General features: G+C 47.7%; 22 protein-coding genes. All 22 read left to right on the forward strand.

Annotated features, from left to right (window positions below; genetic code table 11):
- Nucleotides 1–95 precede the first annotated feature (95 nt).
- The gene (locus tag PCH02S_RS26685) at nucleotides 96–815 is read left to right on the forward strand and encodes a vWA domain-containing protein (RefSeq protein ID WP_127457174.1); all 720 of its coding nucleotides are present in this window, start codon (nucleotides 96–98) and stop codon (nucleotides 813–815) included.
- Nucleotides 799–1710 (forward strand): protein kinase domain-containing protein, encoded by a 912-nt coding sequence (locus tag PCH02S_RS26690; protein WP_127457151.1) that lies wholly within the window; start codon nucleotides 799–801, stop codon nucleotides 1708–1710. Before PCH02S_RS26685 ends, PCH02S_RS26690 begins: the two co-directional genes overlap by 17 nt.
- 36 nt (nucleotides 1711–1746) lie before the next feature.
- The gene (gene tilS, locus PCH02S_RS26695) at nucleotides 1747–3162 is read left to right on the forward strand and encodes a tRNA lysidine(34) synthetase TilS (RefSeq protein WP_127457152.1); all 1416 of its coding nucleotides are present in this window, start codon (nucleotides 1747–1749) and stop codon (nucleotides 3160–3162) included.
- A gap of 70 nt (nucleotides 3163–3232) precedes the next feature.
- A complete protein-coding gene (hpt, locus tag PCH02S_RS26700; protein ID WP_127457153.1) occupies nucleotides 3233–3772 on the forward strand; it encodes a hypoxanthine phosphoribosyltransferase in 540 nt (179 codons plus the stop codon).
- Between the two features lie 97 nt (nucleotides 3773–3869).
- Nucleotides 3870–5822 carry an ATP-dependent zinc metalloprotease FtsH gene (gene ftsH / locus PCH02S_RS26705; RefSeq protein ID WP_127457154.1) on the forward strand — a complete coding sequence of 651 codons (1953 nt, stop codon included), beginning with the start codon at nucleotides 3870–3872 and terminating at the stop codon, nucleotides 5820–5822.
- Nucleotides 5823–6023: 201 nt separating this feature from the next.
- A complete protein-coding gene (nadA, locus tag PCH02S_RS26710; RefSeq protein WP_127457155.1) occupies nucleotides 6024–6962 on the forward strand; it encodes a quinolinate synthase NadA in 939 nt (312 codons plus the stop codon).
- Between the two features lie 135 nt (nucleotides 6963–7097).
- Nucleotides 7098–8708 carry an L-aspartate oxidase gene (gene nadB / locus PCH02S_RS26715; RefSeq protein ID WP_127457156.1) on the forward strand — a complete coding sequence of 537 codons (1611 nt, stop codon included), beginning with the start codon at nucleotides 7098–7100 and terminating at the stop codon, nucleotides 8706–8708.
- A 1-nt stretch (nucleotide 8709) separates the two neighbouring features.
- The gene (nadC, locus tag PCH02S_RS26720) at nucleotides 8710–9579 is read left to right on the forward strand and encodes a carboxylating nicotinate-nucleotide diphosphorylase (RefSeq protein WP_127457157.1); all 870 of its coding nucleotides are present in this window, start codon (nucleotides 8710–8712) and stop codon (nucleotides 9577–9579) included.
- Nucleotides 9576–10340, forward strand: a complete 765-nt coding sequence (locus PCH02S_RS26725; RefSeq protein ID WP_127457158.1) for a type III pantothenate kinase — start codon at nucleotides 9576–9578, stop codon at nucleotides 10338–10340. The genes nadC and PCH02S_RS26725 overlap by 4 nt, the downstream gene beginning before the upstream one ends.
- A 23-nt stretch (nucleotides 10341–10363) precedes the next feature.
- Nucleotides 10364–11230, forward strand: coding sequence for an Hsp33 family molecular chaperone HslO (gene hslO / locus PCH02S_RS26730; protein WP_127457159.1), 867 nt, complete (start codon nucleotides 10364–10366; stop codon nucleotides 11228–11230).
- Nucleotides 11231–11264: 34 nt separating this feature from the next.
- Nucleotides 11265–12215, forward strand: a complete 951-nt coding sequence (locus PCH02S_RS26735) for a peptidyl-prolyl cis-trans isomerase (protein WP_127457160.1) — start codon at nucleotides 11265–11267, stop codon at nucleotides 12213–12215.
- A gap of 111 nt (nucleotides 12216–12326) precedes the next feature.
- Nucleotides 12327–13268: a cysteine synthase A gene (gene cysK, locus PCH02S_RS26740; RefSeq protein WP_127457161.1), complete on the forward strand. Its 942-nt coding sequence runs from the start codon at nucleotides 12327–12329 to the stop codon at nucleotides 13266–13268.
- Nucleotides 13269–13389: 121 nt separating this feature from the next.
- A complete protein-coding gene (locus tag PCH02S_RS26745; protein WP_127457162.1) occupies nucleotides 13390–14931 on the forward strand; it encodes an anthranilate synthase component I family protein in 1542 nt (513 codons plus the stop codon).
- A 33-nt stretch (nucleotides 14932–14964) separates the two neighbouring features.
- Nucleotides 14965–15546 carry an aminodeoxychorismate/anthranilate synthase component II gene (gene pabA, locus PCH02S_RS26750; RefSeq protein WP_127457163.1) on the forward strand — a complete coding sequence of 194 codons (582 nt, stop codon included), beginning with the start codon at nucleotides 14965–14967 and terminating at the stop codon, nucleotides 15544–15546.
- A 3-nt stretch (nucleotides 15547–15549) separates the two neighbouring features.
- Nucleotides 15550–16413, forward strand: a complete 864-nt coding sequence (gene pabC, locus PCH02S_RS26755) for an aminodeoxychorismate lyase (protein WP_127457164.1) — start codon at nucleotides 15550–15552, stop codon at nucleotides 16411–16413.
- A 33-nt stretch (nucleotides 16414–16446) separates the two neighbouring features.
- Nucleotides 16447–17262, forward strand: a complete 816-nt coding sequence (folP, locus tag PCH02S_RS26760; protein ID WP_127457165.1) for a dihydropteroate synthase — start codon at nucleotides 16447–16449, stop codon at nucleotides 17260–17262.
- 17 nt (nucleotides 17263–17279) lie between these two features.
- Nucleotides 17280–17648, forward strand: a complete 369-nt coding sequence (folB, locus tag PCH02S_RS26765; protein WP_127457166.1) for a dihydroneopterin aldolase — start codon at nucleotides 17280–17282, stop codon at nucleotides 17646–17648.
- The gene (folK, locus tag PCH02S_RS26770; RefSeq protein WP_127457167.1) at nucleotides 17645–18160 is read left to right on the forward strand and encodes a 2-amino-4-hydroxy-6-hydroxymethyldihydropteridine diphosphokinase; all 516 of its coding nucleotides are present in this window, start codon (nucleotides 17645–17647) and stop codon (nucleotides 18158–18160) included. The genes folB and folK overlap by 4 nt, the downstream gene beginning before the upstream one ends.
- Nucleotides 18142–18354, forward strand: coding sequence for a helix-turn-helix domain-containing protein (locus tag PCH02S_RS26775; RefSeq protein WP_127457168.1), 213 nt, complete (start codon nucleotides 18142–18144; stop codon nucleotides 18352–18354). The genes folK and PCH02S_RS26775 overlap by 19 nt, the downstream gene beginning before the upstream one ends.
- A gap of 17 nt (nucleotides 18355–18371) precedes the next feature.
- Entirely contained in the window at nucleotides 18372–19388 is a 1017-nt protein-coding gene (dusB, locus tag PCH02S_RS26780) for a tRNA dihydrouridine synthase DusB (protein WP_127457169.1), read from the forward strand.
- A gap of 221 nt (nucleotides 19389–19609) precedes the next feature.
- Nucleotides 19610–20086, forward strand: coding sequence for a transcription elongation factor GreA (gene greA, locus PCH02S_RS26785; RefSeq protein WP_127457170.1), 477 nt, complete (start codon nucleotides 19610–19612; stop codon nucleotides 20084–20086).
- A gap of 125 nt (nucleotides 20087–20211) precedes the next feature.
- Nucleotides 20212–21708 (forward strand): lysine--tRNA ligase, encoded by a 1497-nt coding sequence (gene lysS, locus PCH02S_RS26790; protein WP_127457171.1) that lies wholly within the window; start codon nucleotides 20212–20214, stop codon nucleotides 21706–21708.
- Nucleotides 21709–21883: the final 175 nt, after the last annotated feature.

The raw sequence follows: 21883 nt of genomic DNA on the forward strand, positions 1-21883 counted from the left end.
TATTCCAGGTGATTAGAGCCTCTCGAAAATGGAAAAACTAGGAGAAGAACTGCTAGAGAGCAAATTTTCCTTATGTCAGGGAGGCAATGGTTATGATGAAACAGATTTTGTTAATTACAGATGGATGCTCGAATGTTGGCGTGAGTCCTGTTATAGCGGCTGCACAGGCGCATACAGAAGGTGTAACTGTGAATGTCATAGGTGTGGTCGACCAAGGGGAGTTAGGCCTGTTAGGCACGGAGGAGATTCGTGAGATTGCCGCTGCAGGCGGGGGGATGAGTCGGATTGTCAATTCGGTCCAGCTGTCCCAAACCGTTCAGATGATGACGCGTAAAACCGTAACAACAACGATACAGCATGCAGTAGGCAAAGAATTGCAGAGCATTCTGGGGATTAATCAATTAGAGCAGCTTCCGCCTGAGAAGCGGGCAGAGGTCGTGCAGGTGATCGATTCCATGAGTGAAACTACTTCCCTTCGCGTAGCGCTTTTAATAGATGCTAGTGCTAGTATGAAGCCCAAGCTTGCAGCAGTGCGGGAAGCTATTCATGATCTTCTGCTAAGTCTCAGGGCTCGCAGTGGCAAAAGTGAATTAGCTGTGTTCCACTTTCCGTCAACCAAAACAAGGGATCAAGAGCTGGAGATGGATCTCAACTGGACGAATCAGCTTGCAAATTTAGACAAGATGTTCTATAAAATAAACATGAAGGGTACGACTCCGACGGGTCCGGCGCTCCTGCAGACGCTGCAGTTCGTGACGGAGAAGCCTGTCGCACCAACTACCGAGGATGGGATGCTGAGTGACTACGTGGTATGAGGAAGCTTTCCGTCCAGGGACAGAAATCCAAGGCAAATGGAACGGCCGCAGTTATGTGGTCGAACGTTTATTAGGTGCTGGCTCTAACGGTGTTGTGGTTCTCGTACGAAGAGGAACGGCCAGATTTGCTTTGAAAGCAGGACACGAAACGGTTGACCATCAATCGGAGATTAACTCGCTTCTCGCCATATCCCTCACAGATACATCCTTTAAGAACTTCTTAATCGATGCGGATGATATGCAGGTACGCGGGAAAGAGATCTCTTTCTATGTCATGCGATATATTGATGGAATGACAATCTCTCATTTTATACATAAGCGTGGGCAGGATTGGATCTATGTTATTGGCTCTAACCTGCTCAGAAAGCTGACGGAGATCCATAAGAGCGGTTATGTGTTTGGGGATTTGAAGATTGAGAACATGATCGTATCCAAGTATGGCGATGTGGACCTCATTGATTTCGGCGGGGTGACACCCAAGGGCAGAGCGATTAAGCAACTGACGGAAGTGTACGATCGCGGCTATTGGAAGATGGGGGAGCGGGTAGCGGAAGAGAGCTATGATTTATTTTCATTTGCCATTTTACTTTTAAAATCGCTCGATCAGCGCAAACGCTTCACGGCAATGAACAAGATGCTTCCTCAAAACAGAGATGTGGATCAGCTTATGGTCATTATGCGGGAAAATTCAGCAGCTGCCCAGATCGCGCCATTTCTTCAAAAAGCATTGAGAGGCGAGTTTACTACGTCGCAGGAAGCTTTTCATTATTGGAAAAAACTTATTTCGGGTAAAAAGCTTACACAGCCCGCTCTGAAAATGCCGTGGCTCAAGATTTGCTTCGCGGCCTCCATTTTTATTTTTGCAGCTACTGTTTATGTTTATTGGCCGAATTAATAACTAGGGAACATGCAAGTCGGAAAGGAAGACAGTATGGAAATCGATCTTGTCGCCAAGGTGCGGCAGCGAGTGACCGAAGAGAAGTTGGCGGATTCGGGAGATGTCGTCGTCGTCGCAGTTTCAGGAGGACCTGATTCCGTGGCGCTGCTTCATGTCCTTTTTGCGCTGATGCCCGGTTTCAACTGGAAGCTGGTCGTCGCTCATGTGAATCATCAGTTCCGGGGTGCGGAGTCGGATGGGGAAGCCGAGTTTGTGATGGAGTTGGCGAAGAAGCTGGGTCTACCTTGTGAAATTGGCGTCATCGATGTACCGGCTTATATAGAGGAAACGGCGTTGAATGGGCAAGCAGCCGCGCGAGAGAAACGGTATGAATTTCTTCATCAAGTTGCTGAAGATTATGGTGCTCAGCGAATTGCATTCGCGCATCATGCCGATGATCAAGCTGAAACAGTCATGATGCGAATCCTTCGAGGAACAGGCCCGTCCGGGCTTGTCGGGATGCCGGAACGCAGGCGAGAAAAAAAAGTGGAACTGATTCGTCCTTTCCTACGTATATACAAATCAGATATTGTGAATTATTGCGCTCAGCATCATATTACTTATTGTAAAGACAGCAGCAATGAGCTGCGGAAGTACTTTCGTAATCAAATTCGGCTGGATGTTATGCCGATGCTGAAGCAGTACAATGAACATCTGCCGGAGTCGCTGAATCGATTGACGGATATGATGCGCGCTGAGGATGATTATTTGGCTGGGGAGACCGAGCGGGTTTTACGCCGAATAGTGACTTTTCAGGAAGCGGCTTGCCGGCTACAGAGGAGTGATTTCAGCGGACTTCACGTTGCTTTACAAAGGCGTTTGATTAAATTAATATTAAACTGTCTTTGTTTGGGAATGGACCGGCTGGAATTTAACCGGATTGAAAGTATCCGCGAGCTGATCTTGCAGGATCAGGTTTCTAATCAAGTACTGCAGGTGGATGATGCCCTTTATATTGTGAGAGAATATGAAGCCATTCAATTTCAGGCATCTGCTCCCTCGCCGAAGCCTTATGCTTATGCGATCGGATCTGATACGGATGTACTGAACCTGCCGGAAATAGAAGCCAAACTGCTTTGCTCATGGATGCCTGTCAATTCGCTAGAGACAGCAGCTTTGCTCTCATCCGCAACGGACGTATTTTTGGATCTGGATCAACTTCAACTGCCGCTAGTTCTTCGAAGCCGCAGGTCAGGAGATCGATTGGAACCGTATGGTTTAAACGGGTCCAAAAAGGTAAAAGATATGTTCATTGATGCCAAAATGCCGCTAAGCCGGCGTGAGGTCATCCCGTTACTGGTCGATGCTTCCGGACAAATCCTCTGGATTGCCGGCTTTCGTAGGTCCAAGCACGCTCTTGTTGGTCCCGATACAGAACGTGTGCTTCATCTGAAGCTCGTGCTGAAGTAACATGCGTAAATTTCGTTCTTCTAGAATGTAAATTTATAAGGATTCATAATATAAACTAGGGGGTTCATCCTTGTACAGCGACATTCAAGACGTTCTTTACAGTGAAGAACAGATTCAAGGGAAGATTCAGGAATTAGGAGAGCAACTCTCCAAAGATTACGAAGGCAAGAATCCATTGGTCATTTGCGTACTTAAGGGAGCTTTTATTTTCATGGCTGACCTAGTGAAGCAAATTAAAGTGCCATTGGAACTCGACTTCATGGCCGTTTCGAGCTATGGTCAATCCACGAAGTCATCCGGTGTCGTCAAGATTATCAAAGATCTTGATGTTCCCGTAGAAGGACGGCACATTCTTATCGTGGAAGACATTATCGATAGCGGGTTAACGCTGAGTTATCTGATAGATGTGCTAGAGCGACGCAATGCGAAGACGATTTCGGTCGTTGCGCTGTTTAATAAACCGGCACGCAGAACCGTTGAACTCGAACCTGATTACGCAGGTTATGTGCTTCCAGATGAGTTCGTTGTCGGATATGGTCTGGATTATGCAGAGAAATACCGTAACCTTCCATTTATCGGCATATTGAAACCAGAGATTTACTCAACCTAATGTCATATCTCCGGGCTTCTTCATTGCGGTTATGTTGTAGTGCTTTACCGGGATATGGTAAAATAATAAAAGTGTGCCGTTCGAGAGGAGGCTTGGGATGAATCGAATTATCCGGAATACCGGTTTTTATTTACTTATATTTTTGGTAACAGTAGGTATCGTCCATTTCATCAGTACCCAAAACGAACAAAAGGAATTAATTACTTACGATAAATTCCGCCAAGCGGTTGTTAACAAAAATGTGGAATCCGTAACCCTCAAGTTCGATGGATACACGTATTTGATTAAAGGTAAGTATATTAATCCTCCAAGCGGAGCGGATAAGAAAAGTTTTGAAACGCATGCTCCGTACGAGCAATTGGTCGTTCAACTGATCGAAGCCAATGGTGTTCCTTCAGAAACGTATGAGACAATGGAGCGGGATAGCGTCTGGATTAGCTTCCTGACCTCTATCATCCCATTCGTCATTATCTTCATCTTGTTTTTCTTCTTATTGAACCAAGCGCAGGGTGGCGGCGGCAAAGTGATGAACTTCGGCAAAAGCCGTGCCCGCTTATATAATGAGGAGAAGAAACGTGTCACATTCGAAGATGTGGCCGGTGCGGATGAAGAGAAACAAGAGCTGGTCGAAGTTGTTGAATTCCTCAAAGATCCAAGGAAATTCGCAGCAGTCGGCGCAAGAATTCCTAAAGGGGTTCTGCTCAATGGTCCTCCGGGAACAGGTAAAACATTGCTTGCACGGGCAGTTGCCGGTGAAGCAGGCGTTCCCTTCTTCAGTATTTCCGGTTCTGACTTCGTAGAGATGTTCGTCGGTGTCGGCGCATCCCGTGTTCGTGACTTGTTCGAGAACGCGAAAAAGAACTCGCCTTGTATCATTTTCATTGATGAGATCGATGCAGTCGGTCGTCAACGTGGCGCCGGATTAGGTGGCGGACATGACGAACGTGAGCAAACCCTCAATCAGTTGCTAGTTGAGATGGACGGGTTTGGCGCTAACGAAGGTATTATTATCGTCGCGGCAACGAACCGCCCTGATATTCTTGACCCTGCCTTATTGCGTCCAGGCCGTTTTGACCGTCAAATCACGGTTGACCGTCCGGATATTAAAGGGCGCGAAGCTGTACTGAAAGTACATGCGCGCAATAAACCGCTTGCCAAAGATGTGAAACTGGACGCTTTGTCCCGTTACACGACTGGATTTACAGGCGCAGATTTAGAGAATCTATTGAACGAGGCGGCTTTGATTGCTGCTCGTCGTAACCGTAAAGATATTTCGATGGCTGAGATCGAGGAAGCTTTTGACCGTATTATTGTTGGTACGCAAAAGAAAAGCCGGATTATCAGTGATGCTGAGAAGCGTATTGTCGCCTATCATGAAGCCGGACACGCAATCATTGGTTATCATGCGGAAAATGCAGATATGGTGCACAAAGTGACGATCGTTCCGCGCGGACGCGCTGGCGGTTACGTGATGATGTTGCCCAAAGAAGGCGAAGACCGCATGATGCAGACGAAGAACGAGCTGTTGGATAAAGTAACTGGACTCCTTGGTGGTCGTGTTGCCGAAGAATTATTTATCGGTGAGATTGGCACAGGGGCTTACAGTGACTTCCAGAAGGCTACAGGCATCGTCCGCCGCATGATTATGGAATACGGGATGAGCGATAAGCTTGGACCGATGCAGTTCGGCAGCTCCCAAGGTCAAGTGTTCTTAGGCCGCGATATTGGCCATGAACAAAACTATAGCGATGCGATCGCTTATGAGATTGACCAAGAGATGCAAAGCTTTATTCGCACTTGTTATGACCGTGCACGCGCCATTCTTACGGAGCATGCCGATCAAATGCATCTCGTAGCCAAAACGCTGCTTGAGAAAGAAACGCTTGATAAAGATGAAATTATTGAGCTTTTGGAAAAAGGCAAGCTGAATGCCGGCGGGATCGACGAGGACGTTAAAGTGAACATTCAACCGCAAAGCAAAGAGAATGAAAGCAATAAATTAGAATTCGAAAAAGAGAAAGATCCGAATTCGGAACAATCCGAAGAGTAACAAGCAATGGCAACTCGTAAATCCGGTGTACACGTCAGGTGTACCCGGATTTTCTGCTTATTTCGGCTTTTTTACGCATTGACAGGGGATGCTGGAATGTGTAAATTAGTTGTAAATCTCTAATTTTAACTAGCTTAGATCATACTACTTTTAGATAGTTAAGAAGTACACTTTACATCCCAGACAGGGGAGGAAGCATCCATGGAAGCTTTAGCACTACAGCGTAAAGCGGAGCAGAACCGAGAGTTGAAAGAGCGGTTGCTTCAATTGAAGAAAGAACGGAATGCTATTATTCTTGCTCATTATTATCAGCGTGACGAAGTTCAAGAAGTTGCCGATTTCCGGGGGGATTCCTTTTTGCTAGCGCAAAAAGCGGCACAAACAGATGCAGATGTGATTGTTTTTTGCGGCGTCCACTTCATGGGAGAAAGCGCTAAAATTTTGGCGCCGAACAAAACCGTGATTATTCCGGATGAGCGTGCAGGCTGCCCGATGGCGGATATGGTCAATGTTGAGGGTCTTCGTGCTTTGAAGCGCCAACATCCGAAAGCTAAGGTCGTTGCCTACATCAATACATCAGCCGATGTTAAATCAGAAACAGATATTTGTTGTACCTCTGCAAATGCCATAAATGTTATTAATTCCGTCGATTCGGATGAGATCATCTGGGTACCGGATAAAAATTTGGGCGACTATGTATCAAAATTCACAAGCAAAAAAGTGATCATCTGGGAAGGTTATTGTAATACGCATGATATGCTGACAGTCAAAGATGTAGAGGAAATGAAAGCGCAATATCCAAATGCGCAATTTGTTGTACATCCGGAGTGCCGGCCAGAAGTCGTGAAGTTGGGCGATTTCGTGGGAAGCACGACAGCGATTATTAAATATTGCAAAGAATCAGACTGCAAGGAGTTTATTGTCGGGACGGAAGATGGGACAGGGTACCAATTACGCTTGGATAGCCCGGACAAACAATTCCACTTTGCAACCAAATACCTGGTTTGCCCGAACATGAAAGTAAACAACTTAAAGAAAATTGTGAAATGTTTGGAGACCATGCAACCAGAGATTTATGTACCGGAAGATGTAGCCGATAAAGCAAGATTGTCCTTAGAGCGCATGTTACAAGTAAAGTAGCATGCGCTACTCTCTTGTTTACTTGAAAGAACGCATCAAATCATTTTTGTAAGTTACCCTCGTGAAGAAACAGAGTCTTACTTTTTCCGATTCTGTTTCTTGGCGAGAATACATGGTGAAGATCGGGTGAGCGGCATGATTCCTAGATACCTCGTAGATGTAGACTTAAATTCCATTCCTCATGTACATACAGATGTGATTGTGATTGGCGCAGGTATTGCAGGATTATTTACGGCTCTACGCGCTAGTGAAAATAAGAAAGTTCTGATGATTACGAAGAAATCTCTCCTCGACAGCAATACGCGTTATGCACAAGGCGGGATTGCAGCTGTTATTTCGGACGAGGATTCACCTGAATATCATATGCAGGATACTTTGATCGCCGGCGCCGGCCTCTGCTCACCAGAGGCTGTTGATGTTCTTGTTCACGAAGGTCCTAACGGTGTACAGGATTTGATTCAAATGGGAACTCAGTTCGATCTGGAAAACGGAGAGTTCGCTTTGACGAAGGAAGGGGCTCATAGCCAGCGACGCATTTTGCATGCGCATGGTGATGCTACCGGCGCTGAAATTGTACGAGCCCTATCGGAGCGCACGAAGCAGGATCCGAACATCGAAATCTGGGACGATCACTTCGTGATCGATCTGATCACGCAAGATGGCGAGTGCTACGGTGCACTCGTGCAGAAGCCGGGCGGCCAGCGGGTTTTTGTCCGCGGCAACGCCACGATCCTTTGCTCGGGTGGTGCGGGGCAGCTGTTCCGCTACACCACCAATCCCGATATCGCGACAGCTGATGGCATCGCGATTGCTTACCGCGCCGGTGCGCAAATACAGGATGTGGAATTCGTACAATTCCACCCTACGGCGCTGTGCTATCCTGGCGCTCCGCGCTTTCTGATCTCCGAGGCGGTGCGCGGCGAGGGGGCTTACCTTCGCAACATAAAAGGTGAGCGCTTTATGGAAAGATACCATCCACAGCTGGAGTTAGCGCCTAGGGATGTTGTGGCTCGCGCTATCGTCGACGAGATGGAGAACTGCAAGTCAACTTTTGTATACATAGATATTACACATGAATCTGAGGAACTAATTAAACATCGGTTTCCAACGATCTATGAGTATTGCTTAAATTATGGTTTGGATATGAGCACGGACTGGATCCCGGTTGCTCCCGCAGCCCACTATATGATGGGTGGTGTGAAGACGGATTTGCACGGTGAAACGCATGTTCGTCGACTTTTCGCCTGCGGGGAAGTGTCTTCTACAGGTGTACATGGCGCTAACCGCTTGGCGAGCAACTCGTTATCGGAAGCGATCGTCTTCGGCAGAAGGATTATCGAGCGTATTCAAGAGCTGCCGGCTCTGGAAGGCGACATTCAAATCCGTGCGGAGTCCGAAGCGCCAAGAACGGAAATTCCGAATCAGGCTGTTGTCGAAAAGAAGCTGAAGCTTCAGAAAGTCATGCTGCGTTACGCTGGACTGAAGCGTTCGGCTAAAGGTCTGCAAAAAGGCTATGATGAACTATCCAGACAGCTTTCTATCTTTGATTCCTTGATGACGAAACGTGAAGATTATGAGTTTGCTAATTTACTGAACTGTGCATTGCTTACGACAACAGCGGCTTTGGCGCGTGAGGAAAGCCGCGGCGGACATTACCGGGAAGATTTCCCGGAACGGGATGATCGTGACTGGAAGAAGCATATTGTTTTTAAGCGCGGGGAAGATAGCATAGAGGAGTGGATTTAATATGCTGGATTTAAACATGGAACTTATTCGTAAACAGATTCGGCTTTGGTTAGAAGAAGATATTGGCACCGGTGATGTCACGACTCTGACAACGATCCCTTTGGACCATGCGTCCAAAGGGATTATCCACGTCAAAGAAGACGGAATCATCTGCGGTTTGCAAATTGCGCGTGAAGTTTTCGCTGTCGTCGATTCCTCGCTTCATTTTGAAACAAAAGTCGCAGAAGGATCGTCAGTTAATAAAGGGACAATTATTGCTGAAGTGGAGGGCAACACGCGAAGCATCCTGCTTGGCGAACGTTTGAGCCTTAACCTCATGCAAAGATTATCCGGTATTGCGACCAGAACGCGGGAGTTTGTTAACGCCCTGGAGGGTTTGCCGACCAGACTTGTTGACACAAGGAAGACGACGCCGGGCCATCGTCTGCTTGAGAAATATGCCGTTCGCGTAGGCGGCGGTCATAATCACCGTTTCGGTCTTTATGATGCTGTTATGATCAAGGATAACCACATCAAGGGCTCTGGAGGTATCACACAGGCTATACAAGCGGCCAGGAAGCAGATCCCCCACACCATGAAGATTGAGGTAGAGGTCGAAGATTTTGACCAACTGCATGAAGCGTTATCTGCCCAGGCTGACATTATCATGTTGGATAATATGGCGCCGGCAAAGATGAAGGAAGCTGTTTCCATAATTAAAAGCAAAGCTCCGCATATTGTAGTAGAAGGATCAGGATCTGTAACGGTTCAAACCATTAAAGCTATGGCTGAGTCGGGCGTAGATGTGATCTCGGTTGGACGGTTGACCTACTCGGTTGCAGCGCTGGATATTTCACTTGACCTTAATGAACGGAAGGGGACAGCGTTATGATTCTCGTGATCGATGTAGGGAATACCAATATTGTGCTTGGCCTCTACAAAGAGCGTACACTCCTGCACCATTGGCGGGTGAGCACGAACCGTTCTGCTACCGTTGATGAGTACGGCATGCAGTTGCATAGCCTTTTTCAACACTCAGGGATTAAATTCAGCGAAGTGGAGGGCGTAATCGTCTCTTCCGTTGTTCCTCCGCTCGTTAGCGTGATGGAAAGCCTTTGTAAGCATTATTTGAAAAGAACGCCATTTACCGTAGGTCCCGGCATTAAAACGGGATTGAATGTACGGGTAGACAATCCCAAAGAAGTTGGGGCGGATCGTATTGTAAATGCGGTTGCTGCTCTTGAATTATATGGAGCTCCTTGTATTATTGTTGATTTCGGCACGGCGACAACCTATGACTATATTGATCCAAACCAGCAGTTAGTGGGATGTGCGATTGCACCGGGCATCGGTATCTCCACAGAAGCGCTGTATCAAAAGGCGGCGAAACTTCCGCGCATTGAGCTTGTGAAGCCGAAAAGCGTAGTCGGCAAAAATACGGTAGCTGCTATGCAGGCCGGGATTATTTATGGTTACGTAGGTCAGGTTGATGGGATTGTAGAACGTGTAAAACAGGAGTTTAATGTAAATCCTACCGTCATAGCAACGGGGGGGCTTGCGGAATTGATCTCCAGTGAGTCCCGTACGATTCAAATCGTGAATCCTCTGCTGACACTGCAAGGTTTACAAATGATTTATGAGAGAAATGCATAAGCTGTTTAAGGAAAGGACGTAACATGGGCGATTATTTAATTCGAGGAACGGCCCTTCAGGGAAGAGTTCGTGCTTTTGCAGTACAAACCACCGACCTCACAGATGAACTTAGCCGAAGACATCAAACGACCCCTACCGCCACTGCGGCGTTAGGAAGAACGGCAGCGGCCGGTCTTCTTCTGGGAGCTATGCTCAAAGGTGAGGAGCATCTCATTATTCAAGTCAAAGGAGACGGTCCAATCGGGCAGATTGTGGTCGATGCCAATGCCAAAGGCGAGGTGCGCGGTTATGTGGATAATCCGCTGGTTGACCCTCCCCTCAAAGCGAATGGCAAACTCGATGTTGCCGCTGCGGTCGGAACGGACGGCTTTTTGTACATAACCAAAGATTTAGGTCTCAAAGAACCTTACAAAGGCAGTACTCCGATCATTTCCGGAGAATTAGCGGAAGATTTCACCTACTATTTTGCGAAGTCGGAACAGACGCCTTCAGCTGTAGCTCTTGGTGTTTTGGTAAATACCGATCATACCATCTTGGCAGCGGGTGGATTCGTCATTCAACTGCTTCCTGGATTAAGCGATCAGGAGATTAGTGAAATTGAGGAGATACTCTCACGTATCCCTTCCTTTACAACCATGCTCGGCAGCGGATTAACCCTGGAAGGAATTTTGCAGACGGTATTGCCTTCTTTTCAAACACTCGATCAGATGGATGTTATGTTCCGCTGCAAATGCAGCCGGGAAAGGATTGAATCGACACTCATTTCCCTGGGGAAAGCGGAGCTTCAAGAAATTCTCGAGGATGAAGGTTTCGCCGAAGTTGTGTGTCATTTCTGCAATGAAGCCTATCGTTTCGACGAAGAAGATTTGCAACGGATGATTGATCTGTAGATCAGCAGCATTATGGAAATGAAGAGGAGTCAGGATGCAGAACGTAAAGCGATTGTGGGGAGTCATCATTCTGATGGCCGTATGTATTCTCGTGCTCGCATCCTTGCTGATCACTCATACTATGAACCAATCAGAATCGAGTCACCCAGCGGATCCTGAGCAGCAAGGCGAGCAGAACCATGAGCAGGTCGTAGCCAAAATTGGAAGTCGGGAAGTTACGCGGCAAGAGCTTCAAACAGCGTTGGAACAACATTATGGTGCAGAACTGTTAGGTCAGCTGTTGGATCGTGAAGTGATACGTCTGGAGGGCAACGAGACGGGGACTGCGATTGCAGATGCGGAGATTGCACGTGAGTTGAAACGAATGCAGCAGGGATATGAGAGTGAAGAACAATTTTATACCTCTATGCAAAATCAGTTGGGGCTATCCCGGCAAGAAATCAAAGAGGACGTCACGAATAAACTGCTTTTGGAGAAACTCGCCACCAGCCATATTCAAATAACGGATGCTCAGGTGGAATCTTATGTCCAAGCGCATCCTGACGAATTTAAGCAGGAAACCGAGTATAACATCCAGCAGATTATTGTTTCTACTAAGGATCAGGCGAACAAGGTGATTGCCGCGCTGGCGAAAGGCGAAAGCTTCGAAATCCTGGCTAGAGATCGCTCCCTGGATGACGCGACCAATAATTCGGGAGGGGACCTCGGTTGGATTGAGGGTGATGACCCTTTTGTGGCAGCGCCCGTTCTCGAAGCTGCGAAATTGCTGAAGGCTGGGGAAGTCAGTAAGCCGGTACCGGTAACGCAAGGATTTGCCGTAGTGAAGCTGAAAAGCAAGCGCGACAAAGAAAACCCGGATCAAGCGTTTATTCGCGAAAATGTGCGCAGAGAGTTGGCGCTGCAGGAAGCTCCGCCGCTTAAAGATTACATTTCGCAGCTTCGGACGAAATGGAAAGTAGCTGTTATTGCTCCGCAGTTTAAGTAGGCCGGTGAAAATGTGGTTGACAACGCGTGGGTGCATTGATAAGATTAAATGTATAATACCGACTAATTAACTCGGAAATCATCTATTACTCAATCTGGAGGGGAACTAGCAATGGCAAGATTAGTACAAAGCATTACGGATTTGATTGGAGATACACCGCTTGTTCGTTTGAATCGTGTCGTTCCGGAAGGAAGCGCAGAGGTTTATGTTAAATTGGAGTATCAGAACCCTGGTGCCAGCGTTAAAGATCGTATTGCCATCTCCATGATCGAAGTGGCTGAGCAAGAAGGCAAACTTAAGCCTGGTGATACAATCGTTGAGCCAACTAGCGGTAACACAGGAATCGGAATTGCATTAGTTGCAGCAGCTAAAGGATATAAAGCGATTCTGGTTATGCCAGAAACGATGTCATTAGAAAGACGCAACCTGCTTCGTGCTTACGGTGCGCAGCTTGTTCTTACTCCGGGAGCAGAAGGAATGAAAGGTGCGATCAAACGTGCGGAAGAACTGAAAGCAGAGAATCCTTCCTACTTCATCCCGCAACAATTTGAGAACCCGGCTAACGTGAAAGTTCACCGTGAAACAACAGGTCCAGAAATCGTGGAAGCAATCAAAGGTCACGATGGCAAATTGGATGCTTTCATTTCCGGTATCGGTACAGGCGGTACGATTTCAGGCGCTGGCGGCGTGTTGAAAGAAAACTTCCCTGATATCAAAATTTATGCGGTAGAGCCTGCGGCTTCCCCGGTTCTTTCCGGCGGTAAACCAGGTCCTCACAAAATTCAAGGTATCGGTGCAGGTTTTGTTCCTGGCATTTTGAACACAAACATTTACGATGAAATCATTGCGGTGGAGAACGAAGATGCTTTCGAAACTTCCCGTCGTGTAGCCAAAGAAGAAGGTATTCTTGGCGGTATTTCCTCAGGCGCAGCGATTTTCGCAGCTTTGAAAGTGGCCAAAGAACTTGGAGCTGGCAAACGTGTCGTAGCGATCGTACCAAGTAACGGTGAGCGTTACCTGTCTACGCCGCTTTACCAATTCGAAGAGCAATAAAGTTGACCTTCATTCAATTAAGTAAGCCTCAGCTCTTGCAGCTGGGGCTTTTTTTCTGTGATAGGTTGGAGTATACTAATGGACAACTAATCTTCGGATATTATTGAAAGGAGGGGCAATCATGATAATAACAAGCCTAGAGCAGTGGCGTAGTTGGTCCTCCGCGTATACCATGCTGCCTTACGTCGTGAAGCTAAAGCTGGGCGAAGATCGTTTCGTCTCCTGGGAATCAGCTTGGAAGGAAGCGGCGCCGGATTCATTTGTACTGGAGAGCGGGAAGGGCGGGCGCTACACATTCCTTGGGTTACAACCATTTTCGACGATACATGGAAAAGGGTTGGAGGCTGAAGTAACCTCGTCCGGTCGTGTAAGCCGCATGAAAGGCGAGCCGCTTTCGATCGTGAAACAATGGATGTCTTCTCATCATAGTCCCAAAGTAGAAGGCGGACCTAAGTTTTTAGGCGGATGTGTCGGGTATTGGAGTTACGATGTAATTCGTACAATTGAGAAGCTTCCGACACAAGCAGCGGATGATTTGCCAATCCCGGATTATAGCTTTGCTATGTATGATCAAGTATGGGCTGTTGATCACCTTGAGAAGAGCCTATACCTCACGGTCCACATGCCCGTGCAGCCGGACCTGGCTGCAGATGACGCGTATCTGCAGCAGCTATACGCGCAGGCGCAAGCGCAAACAGACGCCATGCTGCGTCGCTGGCAGAGCATCTGCGCTACCAGCGCAGCGGGCTCGCCGCACAGCGGCGGCCCGGAAGGGACATCGATCGCGCGCGAGCAGCTGCACATCGATGTAGAGAGCATCGCAGGCATCCAGCCTGCGTTCGGCAAAGCCGACTACATGGCGGCGGTGCAGCGCATCCAAGCCTACATCTCGCAAGGTGACGTGTTCCAGGTCAACTTGTCTGTCAGACAGAGCCGGCGCTTGAATACGACGCCGGAAGAGATCTACGAGGCGCTGCGCATCGTCAATCCCTCGCCCTATATGGGCTTGCTGCGTTTCGCAGGCTTCGCCCTCGTCTCCGGCTCGCCGGAGCTGCTCGTGCAGCTCGAGGACGGCGTCCTGCGGACGCGTCCTATCGCAGGCACGCGCCCGCGCGGCAAAGACGAACAGGATGACCTGCGCCTGGCCGGCGAGCTCATCGACAACGAAAAAGAGCGCGCCGAGCACGTCATGCTGGTCGATCTCGAGCGCAACGACCTTGGCCGCATCTCCAAGTACGGCTCCGTCCGCGTCAAAGATTTTATGGTCATTGAGTACTATTCCCATGTCATGCACATCGTCTCCGAAGTAGTTGGCGAGCTGGCGGAAGGCAAGGATGCGTACGATGTCATTGCGGCTACGTTCCCGGGAGGAACAATCACAGGCGCCCCGAAGATTCGGACGATGGAAATCATTGAAGAGCTGGAACCGGTCCGCCGCGGCCCGTACACGGGTTCTATGGGATGGATTGACTATAATGGCAATATGGAATTTAATATTATTATACGCACGCTGGTGGCAGCAGAAGGTATGGGGCATATTCAAGCGGGGGCGGGGATCGTCATCGATTCTATTCCCGAGCGCGAGTATATCGAATCTTTGAACAAAGCCAAAGCGATGTGGAAAGCAATTGAATATAGCGAGCGGAGCATGAGCCGAGCTTAAGCCTGAGCAGGGCTGACGAAAGGGGAGCTTAGAATGATTTTAGTGATTGATAATTATGATTCGTTTACGTACAACCTCGTCCAATACTTGGGGGAGATTGGGGAAGAAGTCATCGTTCGTCGCAATGACGAAATTGATTTAGCAGGTGTGGAGGCCTTGGCGCCCGACCATATCTTAATATCTCCGGGTCCTTGCACGCCGAATGAAGCCGGTATTAGCCTATCACTGATTGACCATTTCAAGGGTAAAATCCCCATGTTCGGCGTTTGTCTGGGACATCAGTCTATCGGACAAGCTTTTGGCGGCGACGTTATTCGCGCTGAGCGCTTAATGCACGGCAAGACTTCAGAAATTTTCCATGATGGCCAAACGTTGTTCGAAGGGTTACCATCTCCTTTCATTGCGACACGTTACCATTCTTTGATTGTTAAAGCTGAGACGCTGCCTGATTGCTTGGAAGTCAGTGCCCGTACGGCTGAAGGTGAAATCATGGCGCTGCGTCATAAGGAATATCCGATTGAGGGTGTTCAATTTCACCCCGAATCCATTATCACGGAGCACGGTCATCAAATGCTGCGCAATTTTTTACGCCGCACGGCTAAAGCAGGAGCTTAATCTATGATCATTAGCATCAATGGCAAACTTATGGATGAACAACAAGCCGTGGTCTCGGTTTATGATCACGGTTTTCTTTACGGACTAGGTCTCTTTGAGACCTTCCGCACTTATAACAAAGTTCCTTTTCTCCTTGCTGAGCACATGAATCGTCTTGCGGAAGGGTGTAAGGAGCTAGGTATTGAGTATGAGCCTGATCTTGAGCGCGTGCAGAAGTTAATTGATGAACTGCTAGCTGCGAACGAGCTTCAGGATGCTTATATTCGTTTTTCCGTATCTGCTGGAGTAGAAGCGCTTGGTCTTCCTTCGGGGGACTACGGTCAGCCTACCGAGATTGTCTATATCAAGGCGCTCCCCCCTAGGGATGCGAAAATTTATGAAGAGGGCAAAAGCTTACAGCTGCTGAAACTGCCTCGAAATACACCAGAGGGCTTGTACCGATTTAAGTCCTTTCACTATATGAACAATATTTTGGCTAAAAGAGAGCTGAGCCAATACCCCTGGGCCACAGGCGCAGAGGGTCTGATGATGAGCGAAGAGGGCTATGTGGCTGAGGGCATTGTCAGCAACATCTTTTTCATTAAGGACGGAACATGTTACACGCCATCGCTGGATACAGGCATTTTGGCGGGAATTACGAGAGCACATGTACTGCGAATTGCCCAGAGAGGTCAGATTCCTGCTCAAGATGGATTATATCGTTGGGAAGATTTGACGGAGGCCGATGAGGTGTTTTTGGTCAATTCCATTCAAGAAATCGTGCCGGTCACAACTTTATATACACCTAGTGGTCAAAAGATTTCAGTGGGTACAGGAACAACGGGTCCCATAACTCGTGAACTGATTCGGACATATAACGAAAATTGATAAATTGATAAACATACAGGAAGTGAACAGCAGATGAAAGTGTTATCCTGTAAAGGACACGAGCTGCCCATCGGTGATCGAACGATCATCATGGGCATATTGAACGTAACGCCGGATTCCTTTTCGGATGGCGGCTCCTATGTCACCGTAGAAGATGCCATAAGCAGAGCACGGCAGATGGTTGAGGATGGCGCAGATATCATTGATATTGGAGGCGAGTCCACCCGTCCGGGATCTGCGGAGGTGACCGAGGAGGAAGAGCTTCGGCGGGTAATCCCCGTCATTGATGCGCTAAGTCGTGAAATTAACGTTCCTATTTCTATAGATACGTATAAAGCGGAAGTCGCTAAGCAAGCTTTGGCGGCAGGGGCGCACATCATCAATGATGTATGGGGCGGGCAGGCCGACCCCCGTATGGCTGGCGTAGCGGCGAGCTACGATTGTCCCTTCATTATTACCCATAACCGGTTGAACACGGAATATAAGGATTTTCTGCCAGAGGTACTAAGCGATCTTCAACAATATGTGAGTCAAGCACGAGACGCGGGGGTTCGCGACGAACGGATTATTTTGGACCCCGGCATCGGTTTTGCGAAATCCTACGAACAGAACTTGCAGCTTATGAACCAACTGCGCCCTCTTGTTGATCTTGGATATCCAGTTCTTCTGGGTACATCGCGTAAAAGCGTGATCGGGATGACACTGAATCTGCCGCCGGCCGAGCGGTTGGAAGGTTCGCTTTCAACTGTGGTACTGGGAATCGCGCAGGGCTGCGGGATCGTTCGTGTGCATGATGTATTAGCAACCAAGCGGGCCGCCGTCATGACGGATGCCATTATTCGCTCATAATGAAGGAGGCCACAACAATGGACAAAATTACACTGTCCCGCATGCAGTTTTTTGGTAATCACGGTGTTTTTCCGGAAGAAAATAAATTGGGCCAGCGCTTTTATGTGGATGTCGAGCTGATGCTTCCGCTTCATAAACCCGGACAGTCGGATCATCTCGATGATACGGTGAATTATGGCGAGGTTTTTTTCAAAGTGAAAGAAATTGTCGAAGGACACACTTTCCAATTAATTGAAGCTTTAGCGGAAAACATTGCATCAATGCTTCTTCATACTTATACTAGTATCAATGAAGTGACGGTTCGCGTCATTAAGCCGCATCCCCCCTTTGCCGTTATTTTTGACGGCGTGACTGTAGAGATTAACCGAAAGCGGGCAACGACATGACAGCCGAAGAACAAGAACGCAGCATTGCAGCTTATGTCGCATTAGGATCCAATATTAATGATCGCGAACAATATTTGCAGGATGCGATTACAGCGCTGAACCAGGAATCGGGAATTGTCGTGACTGGCTTGTCCAGTATTTACGAAACCGAGCCGGTCGGCTATGTAGACCAGTCTGCTTTTCTTAATATGGTCGTTCAGATACAAACGGTTATTCCTGCTGAAGATTTGCTATTCAAATTGCTGGCCATTGAGAATCGTTTGGGGAGAAAGCGCGACGTGCGCTGGGGTCCAAGAACGATTGATTTGGATTTGCTTCTGTACGGCGACGAGCAGCTTACGACCCCCGACTTGATCATTCCGCATCCGCGGATGCATGAGCGGGCTTTTGTATTAGTCCCTCTCTCAGAGGTTCTCTACGAGCGGCAAGATGCTGCATTTGAATTCATCTCCGCGAATCTGGAGAAACTGGAAGGAAAGGAAGGCGTTGTGTTATGGAAAAAAGCTCAGTAGCTCAGCGCATACGCGCTTTTCGTAAATTGAAAGGATATACCCAGAATGAATTAGCTGATTTACTCGGCGTATCGATCGCCATTTTGGGTGCAATTGAAAGAGGTACACGTAAACCGGATGCGAAAATCATTAATAAGATCTCGCAGGTGCTTGGTATCGAGCCGGACGAGTTAGTCGCAGTGGTTGCGAGATAAGAGAGGTGGAATCTTCGGTGCTGAAAATAGGTAATGTCGAAGCTCCCAATAAAGTTGTGCTTGCCCCGATGGCAGGCGTTTGTAATCCTGCATTCCGTCTGATTGCCAAAGAGTTTGGCACAGGGTTGGTATGTGCGGAAATGGTAAGTGATAAGGCTATTGTTCACGGGAACACCCGTTCCATGGAAATGTTATATGTAGATGACCGGGAGAAACCGCTCAGCTTACAAATCTTCGGCGGCGACACGGAAACACTCGTGCAAGCGGCCAAAATCGTTGATCAGCACACCAACGCAGATATCATTGATATCAATATGGGCTGCCCGGTGCCGAAAATCACCAAATGCGATGCGGGCGCACGTTGGCTGCTTCAACCGGATAAAATTGAACAAATGATCGAGACCGTCGTAAAGGCAGTAAACAAACCTGTTACCGTCAAAATGCGGATCGGCTGGGATTCTGATCACATCTATGCTGTCGAAAATGCAAAAGCTGTCGAAAGAGGCGGCGGCAGCGCAGTTAGCGTCCACGGTCGTACGCGCGAGCAGCTCTACACAGGAAAAGCGGATTGGAACATTATCCGAGATGTGAAGCAGGCTTTGTCTATTCCGGTTATTGGTAATGGTGATGTAGTTACGCCTGAAGATGCCAAACGCATGTTGGACCAAACAGGTGTGGATGGCGTCATGATCGGCCGTGGAGCATTAGGCAATCCGTGGATGCTCTACCGTACCGTTCAATATCTTGCTAATGGGGAGTTACCTCCGGAACCAACACCGGAAGAGAAAATCCGCATCGCCATCCTGCACATGGACCGGCTCATAGCACTCAAAGGCGAGCACGTTGCCGTCAAAGAGATGCGTAAACATATGGCTTGGTACCTCAAAGGATTGACAGGAGCAGCTCGTGTGAAGGACGCCATTATGGAGATGTTGAAGCGTGATGAAATGGTTCGGACACTGAATGAATACGTTGAGCACCTTGCTGCGCAATCGTCGTCATCCAGCCAAGAAGAATCTCCCGTACTGCATTAAATCATGCAGCTATGGTTGAGATTGACATTTTGAAACGGTTGCAATATAATCAGTCAATATTAATGTGTTCCTGCATATATTGAAAGACAAACGAGTAAGTTCCTAATTTTATAACCGTGAATTCATACTACTTGAATCAGCTCTATAAAGACCTAACTCCTAGCAGGAAGCATCGATTCAACGATATGAAAATCTTTCACATGACGGGAGATCAGTTGGTAATGGCTGAAAAAGAGGTCATTCTTACACCAGAAGGTTTGAGAAGGCTCGAGGACGAGCTTGAGCATCTTAAATCCGTGAAGCGCCGCGAAGTCGCGGAGAGAATCAAGGTTGCCATCGGGTATGGCGATATCAGTGAGAACTCCGAGTACGAAGATGCGAAGAACGAACAAGCCTTTATCGAAGGCAGAATCATCACTTTAGAAAAAATGCTGCGCAATGCGCGGATTATTAATAACGACGATGTGGATATCAACACGGTAAGTGTAGGATCCATCGTTACACTGAAGGATTTGGAATTCGGTGATTTGGTTGAGTACAATATTGTAGGTACTGCGGAGTCTGATCCGCTACAGAATAAGATCTCCAATGAAAGCCCGGTGGGCAAAGCAATTCTTGGCAAGCAAAAGGGCGCAACCGTTGATGTTAACGTTCCAGCTGGCGTCATTCAGTATCAAATTGTTGATATTAAAAAGTAGCGTGCAGCCGCAGCCCCGTTGCAGTTTACCTTTGCTTAGCATAGGCAAATTGTCTGGAAAGCTTCCTTACGGAAGCTTTTTTCCGGTTTTAGCACCCTTTACTAAAATATGTAGGAGATGAAAACATGAGCCAGGAAGTGGAATTGAACGAATTGCTCGTCATTCGCCGTAACAAATTGGACGAGCTTCGCGGTTTGGGCGTAGACCCTTTCGGCAGCAAATACGTTAGAACGCATACAACGCAAGAGATCTTGACAGCTTACCAGGACAAAACAAAGGAAGAGCTGGACGAAGAGCACCACGAGGTTAGTATTGCAGGACGTATTATGCAAAAAAGAGGCATGGGTAAAGCAAGTTTCGCTCATATCCAAGACATTACAGGGAAAATTCAAATCTACGTTCGGGAAGATGCGTTGGATGCGAATAAGTACAAAGCCTTTGATCTTTTGGATCTGGGCGATATGGTTGGCGTTCAAGGTGTTGTTTTCAAAACGAAAACCGGAGAAACCTCCATTAAGGTTATGTCACTTGAGGTATTGACCAAGTCCTTGCTTCCGCTTCCGGACAAATTCCATGGTCTTAGTGACGTAGAATTGCGTTATCGTCAACGTTATGTTGATTTGATTATGAATCAAGATGTTCAACAGACATTTATTCTGCGTTCCCGTATTATTCAGTCGATGCGCCGTTACCTGGATTCGCTGGGTTATTTAGAGGTGGAAACACCAACGCTTCATTCGGTTGCAGGAGGGGCTTCGGCTCGTCCGTTTAATACGCATCACAATGCTTTGGATATGCAGCTTCATATGCGTATTGCGATTGAGCTTCACTTGAAACGCCTAATTGTTGGCGGACTAGAGAAAGTTTACGAAATTGGTCGTGTATACCGGAACGAAGGGATCTCCACGCGCCATAATCCAGAGTTTACGATGATCGAGTTGTACGAAGCTTATGCGGACTACAAAGACATTATGAAGCTGACTGAGGAGCTTATTGCGCATATTGCTCAAGAGGTTCTTGGTACGACTTCAATTCCTTATGGGGATCACGTGGTTGATCTAGCTGTTGGCTGGAGACGCATCTCCATGGTTGATGCGGTTAAAGAAGTAAAAGGTGTAGACTTCGGCGTTCAAATGACGAACGAGGAAGCTCATCGCTTAGCCAAAGAGCACAATGTGCCGGTGGAGCCTCATATGACATTTGGTCATATTTTGAACCAATTCTTTGAGACGTTTGTAGAAGAGACGCTGATCCAGCCGACCTTTATTTATGGACATCCTCTGGAAATTTCACCGCTTGCCAAAAAGAACCCGGAAGATCCGCGCTTCACGGATCGCTTCGAGCTCTTTATCGTAGCTCGTGAGCATGCGAATGCATTTACTGAGCTTAACGATCCTATCGATCAAAGGGAGCGTTTCGAGGCTCAGCTTCGTGAGAAAGAGCAGGGGAATGATGAAGCTCATGAAATGGATGAGGATTTCATTCGTGCTTTGGAATATGGAATGCCGCCAACGGGTGGTTTAGGAATAGGAATCGACCGTTTGGTTATGCTATTGACCAATGCCCCATCTATTCGCGATGTCTTGTTGTTCCCGCTTATGCGTGAGCGTCAAGGAGAGTAAGAAAGACCATTTCGGGGCATCGTAAGGTGCCTCGAAATTTTTTGTCGAAAGTACTTGCATTGTCTGTGGCGTCTATGGTATCTTATAAAAGTTGCCGCTGAGGACAACGAGCAAATGGTTGAAAAACAACTTAAAAAATAAGTTGCAAACAAAAACTCAGTATGGTATATTGAAG

The organism is Paenibacillus chondroitinus NBRC 15376, assembly GCF_004000765.1.
Lineage (GTDB): Bacteria > Bacillota > Bacilli > Paenibacillales > NBRC-103111 > Paenibacillus_E > Paenibacillus_E chondroitinus.

Coding starts and splice junctions, on each gene's coding strand:
- folP (WP_127457165.1), top strand. CDS start 16,447: ATGAAAGTGTTATCCTGTAAAGGACACGAGCTGCCCATCGGTGATCGA.
- nadA (WP_127457155.1), top strand. CDS start 6,024: ATGGAAGCTTTAGCACTACAGCGTAAAGCGGAGCAGAACCGAGAGTTG.
- ftsH (WP_127457154.1), top strand. CDS start 3,870: ATGAATCGAATTATCCGGAATACCGGTTTTTATTTACTTATATTTTTG.
- PCH02S_RS26725 (WP_127457158.1), top strand. CDS start 9,576: ATGATTCTCGTGATCGATGTAGGGAATACCAATATTGTGCTTGGCCTC.
- nadB (WP_127457156.1), top strand. CDS start 7,098: ATGATTCCTAGATACCTCGTAGATGTAGACTTAAATTCCATTCCTCAT.
- PCH02S_RS26685 (WP_127457174.1), top strand. CDS start 96: ATGAAACAGATTTTGTTAATTACAGATGGATGCTCGAATGTTGGCGTG.
- folB (WP_127457166.1), top strand. CDS start 17,280: ATGGACAAAATTACACTGTCCCGCATGCAGTTTTTTGGTAATCACGGT.
- folK (WP_127457167.1), top strand. CDS start 17,645: ATGACAGCCGAAGAACAAGAACGCAGCATTGCAGCTTATGTCGCATTA.
- PCH02S_RS26745 (WP_127457162.1), top strand. CDS start 13,390: ATGATAATAACAAGCCTAGAGCAGTGGCGTAGTTGGTCCTCCGCGTAT.
- PCH02S_RS26735 (WP_127457160.1), top strand. CDS start 11,265: ATGCAGAACGTAAAGCGATTGTGGGGAGTCATCATTCTGATGGCCGTA.
- greA (WP_127457170.1), top strand. CDS start 19,610: ATGGCTGAAAAAGAGGTCATTCTTACACCAGAAGGTTTGAGAAGGCTC.
- cysK (WP_127457161.1), top strand. CDS start 12,327: ATGGCAAGATTAGTACAAAGCATTACGGATTTGATTGGAGATACACCG.
- hslO (WP_127457159.1), top strand. CDS start 10,364: ATGGGCGATTATTTAATTCGAGGAACGGCCCTTCAGGGAAGAGTTCGT.
- PCH02S_RS26775 (WP_127457168.1), top strand. CDS start 18,142: ATGGAAAAAAGCTCAGTAGCTCAGCGCATACGCGCTTTTCGTAAATTG.
- nadC (WP_127457157.1), top strand. CDS start 8,710: ATGCTGGATTTAAACATGGAACTTATTCGTAAACAGATTCGGCTTTGG.
- tilS (WP_127457152.1), top strand. CDS start 1,747: ATGGAAATCGATCTTGTCGCCAAGGTGCGGCAGCGAGTGACCGAAGAG.
- pabA (WP_127457163.1), top strand. CDS start 14,965: ATGATTTTAGTGATTGATAATTATGATTCGTTTACGTACAACCTCGTC.
- lysS (WP_127457171.1), top strand. CDS start 20,212: ATGAGCCAGGAAGTGGAATTGAACGAATTGCTCGTCATTCGCCGTAAC.
- pabC (WP_127457164.1), top strand. CDS start 15,550: ATGATCATTAGCATCAATGGCAAACTTATGGATGAACAACAAGCCGTG.